This is a genomic window from Pseudomonas sp. 2VD (genome assembly GCF_005503585.1).
In the GTDB taxonomy this organism is placed as follows: Bacteria; Pseudomonadota; Gammaproteobacteria; order Pseudomonadales; family Pseudomonadaceae; genus Pseudomonas; species Pseudomonas aeruginosa.
In genome coordinates, this window is the sequence record NZ_SCND01000361.1 from 1 (window position 1) to 5,935 (window position 5,935).

Genomic DNA, 5,935 nt, shown 5'->3' on the forward strand with positions numbered 1-5,935 from the left:
TATATGAGACAGCCGTAGTATTCGCTATAGGGCGGGCGGCCGATCAGTCGAATGCTGAAGGTGCGTTCCTGGCCGAGGATCGGGTCGGTCAGCCAGCGCGTCGGCAGGTCCAGCAGCGGCCTGGATTTCTCCGCCAGCATCGGCTCGCCGGGATGGCCGATGCTCGCCTGGCGCACCGCCTCGTGCTGGAACAGGCCTTCGAGGACCTGCATCGCCATTTCCCGGTCGAGGCTGTAGACCGCCTGGGTGGAAGGGTCGCGGACCATCGCGAGGATGCGTTGGGCGTCGCTGCTCACCGCCTGCTTGGCCTTGTAGGCGTCGAAGACGATCTGCGCGCAACTGAGCACTACGCCAACGGCCAGCGCCGCCAGTAGCACGACACGCAGCAGCTTGAGCGAGAGGCTGTGTCGGGAGTCCAGTTTCAAGGGGCCTTCCTTGTTCGTCGCCAGGGCGAAAGACAAGCCGGTAGGAAGAGCTTGTTTACCTCAAGAGGCTATCACGAGCGAAGGTCTACCAGTTCCTGAGGGTAGACGATGGCTCCTGGACCGCAGATTAAAACGAAAAAGCCCGGCGAATGCCGGGCTTTTTCGTGGTTCTGATCAGACTCAGGCAGCGAAATTCTTCGCTACGAAGTCCCAGTTGACCAGGTTCCAGAACGCCTCGACGTACTTCGGACGCAGGTTGCGGTAGTCGATGTAGTAGGCGTGTTCCCACACGTCGCAGGTCAGCAGCGGGGTGTCGCCGCTGGTCAGCGGGTTGCCGGCACCGATGGTGCTGGCCAGGGCCAGGGAGCCGTCGGCCTTCTTCACCAGCCAGCCCCAGCCGGAACCGAAGGTGCCGACGGAAGTCTTGGTGAACTCTTCCTTGAACTTGTCGAAGGAGCCGAAGGCGGCGTTGATGGCGTCGGCCAGGGCGCCGGTGGGCTGGCCACCGCCGTTCGGGCTCAGGCAGTTCCAGTAGAAGGTGTGGTTCCACACCTGGGCGGCGTTGTTGAAGATGCCGCCGGAGGAGCTCTTGACGATCTCTTCGAGGCTCTTGCCTTCGAACTCGGTACCCGGGATCAGGTTGTTCAGGTTCACCACGTAGGTGTTGTGGTGCTTGTCGTGGTGGTATTCCAGGGTTTCTGCGGAAATGTGCGGCTCAAGGGCGTTCTTTTCGTAAGGCAGCGGCGGCAATTCGAAAGCCATGGTGTCTCTCCTATTCTTCCTCAGGTCAGGACTGGCGCGGCTAGCGCGCGACCGGTTCACGGGGCCGGTCCGATGCCTGTCCGGGAGCCCGTCCTGGATCCCCGGGGGGACGTTCGGCGGAGCGCTCCGGAAAGGGCGCCGGGTGCGACTCGGAGCCTAGGCTCCCAGTGCCGCGAACTCCGGATCATAGCACCCGTGTCGGGGCATATCCACGCAGCAACTGTAGGGGCAAAGGCCGGCGGCGGCGCGCTGCGACGGGCTTCTGCAAGCTCGCCGGCGAACACCGCCGCATTCTCTCTGGACTGCCTGGCGGCGCGAGGGTTCGCTCGGGTAGACGGAAACCGCGTTATCCCCGGAACAGTAGTTGCGCGGCCATGCCCAGCATCATGGCCGCCACCATCAGGTCGAGCAGGCGCCAGGTGGCCGGGCGCGCCAGCCAGGGGGCCAGCCACGCCGCGCCGAGGGCGAGGGCGAAGAACCACATCAGCGAGGCGCTGGCCGCGCCGAGGGCATAGGCGCCCGGCGCGGCCTGCTGGGCGCCGAGCGAACCGATCAGAAGTACGGTATCGAGATAGACGTGGGGGTTGAGCAGGGTGACCGCCAGTGCCGCCAGAAGCACCGCCTTGCGCGAGCGTGGCCCGGTTTCCGCGGCGTTGCCGAGAGCGTCCGGGCGCAACGCGCGAAGCAGCGCCTTGAGCCCATACCAGGTCAGGAAGGCGATCCCGCCCCAGCGGGCGATGGCCAGCAGCGTCGGGTTTTCCAGCAGCAGCTTGGCCAGGCCGAACACGCCGAGGCTGACCAGCACCGCGTCGCAGAACACGCAGAGCGCGGCCACCGAGAGGTGATGCTCGCGGCGCAGGCTCTGCGCGAGGACGAAGGCATTCTGCGCGCCGATGGCGATGATCAGGCCGGCAGCCACCAGGATGCCGTTGAGATAGCTCTGCCACATGTCAGTGTGCCTCCGCCGCCAGCCGCTGGAGCACGGCGAGGGCGCGCCGGCCCTCGTCGCGGGCGACGAACAGGTGGTCGTGGAAATAGCCGGCCATCACGTTGCAACTGATCCCGGCTTCGGCCAGCGCCGTGGCGAAGGCGGCGGTCAGGCCCACCGCCGCCAGCGAGGAGTGCACCGTCAGGGTGATCCAGGCCGCCACGTATTCGTAGGGCAGGCCCAGGCGTTCGGCCTGCCGGCGTTCGAGCACCAGGGTCAGGCCCTCGCGCTCGCGGAAGCTGGCGAGCGGCTCGGCGCCGTTCGGCAGCGCGCCATCGGCGCAGGTACAGAACACATAGTCGCCGAGATTGAGTTCGGGAGTGAGCGTGCGCAGCAGGGTGCGCAGCGAGGTTTCGCCAGCCATGGTCGGTCCGCGTCGGGTGAATCGGAAAAGTGCTGGCGAGTGTGGCCGCGGGCGGTTTATAAGGAAAACGAATCCTGCTGATCTCTCATTAGGAAAACTGATTTTGTTCGACTACAAGTTGCTCGCCGCGCTGGCCGCGGTGGTGGAGCAGGGCGGTTTCGAGCGCGCCGCACAGGCGCTGGGGCTGTCGCAATCGGCGGTATCGCAGCGGATCAAGCTGCTCGAGGCGCGGGTCGGCCAGCCGGTCCTGGTGCGCGAGACGCCGCCGCATCCCACCGATCTCGGGCGCCGCCTGCTCAACCATGTGCAGCAGGTGCGGCTGCTGGAGGGCGACCTGCAGCGCTGGGTGCCGAACCTGGATGAAGGCGGTGCCCCGGAGCGCCTGCGCATCGCTCTCAACGCCGATAGCCTGGCGACCTGGTGGGCCGCCGCGGTGGGCGATTTCTGCGCCGAGCGGCGGGTGCTGCTGGACCTTGTGGTGGAGGACCAGGAGGTCGGGCTCAAGCGCATGCGCGCGGGCGAAGTGGCCGGCTGCGTGTGCGGTAGCGCGCGGCCGGTGGCCGGCGCGCGTTCGCTGCTGCTCGGAGCCATGCGTTATCGCGGCCTGGCCAGCCCGGATTTCATTGCCCGGCACTTTCCCCGCGGGGTCGAGGCGGCCGCCCTGGCCGGCGTGCCGGCGATCGTGTTCGGCCCGGACGACCTGCTGCAACACCGCTTTCTCAAGGACCTCGGCGTCGAGGGCGGTTTCATCCACCACCTCTGCCCATCCTCGGAAGGTTTCGTCCGCCTCACCGCCGGCGGTCTCGGCTGGGGCCTGGTGCCGGAGCGCCAGGTGCAAGGCGAGCTGGCGCGCGGCGAACTGGTCGAGCTGCTGCCTGGCCAGGTCATCGACGTACCGTTGTACTGGCACTACTGGCGCAACGGCGGCGAACTGCTCGCGTCGCTCACCGAGCACCTGCTCGCCCGCGCCGGCGACGGCTTGGTGCGGGTGGCAGGCTGATCAACCGATGACGGTGATTCGTCCGGAGCCGGGCAACGATTCGACGCAGCGCGCGCCGAGCAACCGCGATGGCGTGAAGTAGCCGCCGGGACCCTGGTAGTCCAGCAGGTGGCGCACTGCCAGGAGCACGCCGTGCAGGGTCAGGTCGTACACGTTGGCCGTCTCCAGGCGCGCCGTGCGGCGTTCGCCGCGGGCGTTGCGCGCCTCGCCCCAGACCCAGGTGCGCAGGCGCTCGCGGGCCGCCTGGTCGGGACCGGCGATGCGTTTGTCGACCTGCCCCTTGAGCCAGTCCTGGACCCGTTGCCGACCGAGCAGCGGACGCAGCGGGTCGATCAGGCGCATGCCCAGGGCCAGCAGCGGCGGCGCCGGCAGGTAGACCTCGATGTCCGGGATGCCGGTGCTGTAGTAGGCGGTGGCCACGTCGCCCCAGGGAATCGTCACGGCGTGCCGCAGGCCGCGGCCGAAATCGATGTCGCGGCGCTTATAGCCCAGCGGCACGTCGCGCAGGCGGCCATTCTCGCGGATCTTGCCGCCGAACTTGAGGCCTTCGACGCTGGTCTTCGCGGTTCCCGTCGAAAGCCCGCTGCCGGTGTCGAAGCCCAGCGCCAGCCGTTGCGCGTCCGGCAGCGCCTCCTTCAGGCAGGCGGCCAGGCAATCGGTGGGGATCACATCGAAGCCCACGCCCGGGCAGACCACGATGCCGGCCTCGCGGGCCTCGGCGTCGCCGGCGTGGGCCTGCTCGAACACCGCGATCTCTCCAGTGATATCCACGTAGTGGGTGCCGGCGGCACGGCAGGCGGCGATCATCGGCGTGCTGGTGGCGGAGAACGGACCGGTGCAATGGGCCACCACCTTCACTTGGTCCAGGGCTTCGCGGCAGGCCTGCGGATCCCCCAGGTCGAAGACCCGGCACTCCAGCCCGAGCTGGCTGCCGAGCGCGTGCAGGGCGGCCGGGTTGCGTCCGCCGAGGAGCGGCGTCAGGCCCTCGCGCTGCGCCTGTTCGGCGACCAGCCGACCGGTGTAGCCGTTGGCGCCGTAGATCATCCAGTGACTGGCCATGGTGCGTCTCCCAGCGTGCAGGTGGCTTTCAGGTTAGACCTTGTAGCGCGCAGCGCCGCTTCTGTCGCCCAACGCAAGTCGTGCCGGCGGCCCGCAAGGTCGTTGTTCTGGCATGCTGTGCCAGTGGTGGCGCGGCTCCGGGTTGCTAGAGTCGCGGCACAAGAAGGACAACGGGAGAAACGCAATGCGGATTCTGGTAACGGGGGCGACGGGCTTCATCGGCGGGCGTTTCGCTCGCTTCGCCCTGGAGCAGGGCCTGTCGGTACGGGTCAGCGGTCGTCGTGCGGACGCGGTGGAGCATCTGGTGGCGCGGGGCGCCGAGTTCGTTCCCGGCGACCTCGCCGACCCGGCGCTGGTCCTGCGCCTCTGCGAGGATGTCGAGGCGGTGGTGCATTGTGCCGGCGCGGTCGGAGTCTGGGGACCGCGCGAACGCTTCCTGGCGGCCAACGTCGGGCTTGCCGAGAGCGTCGTCGAGGCCTGCATGCGGCAAAAGGTGCGGCGCCTGGTGCATCTGTCGTCGCCGTCGATCTATTTCGACGGGCGCGACCACCTGGACCTGAACGAAGAGTACGTACCCCGGCGTTTTTCCGACCATTACGGGGCGACCAAGTACCAGGCCGAGCAACTGGTGCTCAGCGCCCGCGACCTGGGCCTGGAAGTGTTGGCACTGCGTCCGCGCTTCGTGGTCGGCGCCGGCGACACCAGCATCTTCCCGCGAATGATCCAGGCCCACCGCAAGGGACGTCTGCGGATCCTCGGCAACGGCCTGAACCGGGTCGACTTCACCAGCGTGCACAATCTCAACGACGCGCTGTTCAGTTGCCTGCTGGCCGGCGAGCCGGCGCTGGGCAAGGTCTACAACATCAGCAACGGGCAGCCGGTACCGTTCTGGGATGCGGTCAACTACGTGATGCGCCAGCTCGACCTGCCGCCGGTCGGCGGTCACCTGCCGTATGCCGTCGGCTATGGCCTGGCGGCGCTCAACGAAGGCGTCTGCCGGATCCTGCCGGGGCGTCCGGAGCCGGTGCTGTTCCGCCTGGGCATGGCGGTGATGGCGAAGAACTTCACCCTGGACATCAACCGCGCCCGCGAATACCTCGACTACGACCCGCGGGTCAGCCTGTGGACCGCGCTCGACGAGTTCTGCGCCTGGTGGCGCGCCCAGGGACTCTGATCAGCCGCGTAGCGGGCCGGCGTATTGTCGGCTCGGCGCCTGCGCGGGCAACAGGGAAGGTTCCGCCGGCGGCAGCGCGACCCCACTGAGCCTACCGAGGCGCTGTCCCAGCAGCGCGGCGCAACTGGTCGCGCAACTGGACGGCAAGCTGCAGACACTGGCC

General features: G+C 68.1%; 6 protein-coding genes and 2 pseudogenes. 2 read left to right on the forward strand and 6 right to left on the reverse strand.

The annotated features are described in order from the left end of the window. The 4 genes and pseudogenes from FFS27_RS27005 to FFS27_RS27020 all read right to left on the reverse strand — a co-directional run. Window positions 1–425, reverse strand: a pseudogene (locus FFS27_RS27005) (GGDEF-domain containing protein); the annotation flags it as partial. Between the two features lie 180 nt (window positions 426–605). After that, window positions 606–1,187, reverse strand: a complete 582-nt coding sequence (sodB, locus tag FFS27_RS27010; RefSeq protein ID WP_003094005.1) for a superoxide dismutase [Fe] — start codon at window positions 1,185–1,187, stop codon at window positions 606–608. Between the two features lie 346 nt (window positions 1,188–1,533). Continuing rightward, entirely contained in the window at window positions 1,534–2,136 is a 603-nt protein-coding gene (locus FFS27_RS27015; RefSeq protein ID WP_003094003.1) for a LysE/ArgO family amino acid transporter, read from the reverse strand. Window position 2,137: 1 nt separating this feature from the next. After that, complete coding sequence (locus tag FFS27_RS27020; RefSeq protein ID WP_015503518.1) at window positions 2,138–2,539, reverse strand: ACT domain-containing protein; 402 nt, start codon at window positions 2,537–2,539, stop codon at window positions 2,138–2,140. Window positions 2,540–2,636: 97 nt separating this feature from the next. On the opposite strand from FFS27_RS27020, the gene FFS27_RS27025 reads away from it, so the two are divergent. Further along, on the forward strand, window positions 2,637–3,539 hold the full coding sequence (locus FFS27_RS27025; RefSeq protein WP_073656334.1) for a LysR family transcriptional regulator ArgP: 903 nt from the start codon (window positions 2,637–2,639) through the stop codon (window positions 3,537–3,539). Here the strand turns inward: FFS27_RS27025 and FFS27_RS27030 are convergent, their stop codons facing one another. Then, window positions 3,540–4,598 carry a saccharopine dehydrogenase family protein gene (locus FFS27_RS27030; protein WP_023101550.1) on the reverse strand — a complete coding sequence of 353 codons (1,059 nt, stop codon included), beginning with the start codon at window positions 4,596–4,598 and terminating at the stop codon, window positions 3,540–3,542. 184 nt (window positions 4,599–4,782) lie between these two features. On the opposite strand from FFS27_RS27030, the gene FFS27_RS27035 reads away from it, so the two are divergent. Then, window positions 4,783–5,772: an NAD-dependent epimerase/dehydratase family protein gene (locus FFS27_RS27035; RefSeq protein WP_003103823.1), complete on the forward strand. Its 990-nt coding sequence runs from the start codon at window positions 4,783–4,785 to the stop codon at window positions 5,770–5,772. Here FFS27_RS27035 and FFS27_RS33810 read toward each other — a convergent pair. Next, window positions 5,773–5,935, reverse strand: a pseudogene (locus tag FFS27_RS33810) (hypothetical protein); the annotation flags it as partial.

What these genes read in the sequence shown, in the direction of transcription:
- FFS27_RS27030 (WP_023101550.1), bottom strand. Translation starts at nt 4,598, where the DNA reads ATGGCCAGTCACTGGATGATCTACGGCGCCAACGGCTACACCGGTCGG.
- FFS27_RS27035 (WP_003103823.1), top strand. Translation starts at nt 4,783, where the DNA reads ATGCGGATTCTGGTAACGGGGGCGACGGGCTTCATCGGCGGGCGTTTC.
- FFS27_RS27015 (WP_003094003.1), bottom strand. Translation starts at nt 2,136, where the DNA reads ATGTGGCAGAGCTATCTCAACGGCATCCTGGTGGCTGCCGGCCTGATC.
- FFS27_RS27020 (WP_015503518.1), bottom strand. Translation starts at nt 2,539, where the DNA reads ATGGCTGGCGAAACCTCGCTGCGCACCCTGCTGCGCACGCTCACTCCC.
- sodB (WP_003094005.1), bottom strand. Translation starts at nt 1,187, where the DNA reads ATGGCTTTCGAATTGCCGCCGCTGCCTTACGAAAAGAACGCCCTTGAG.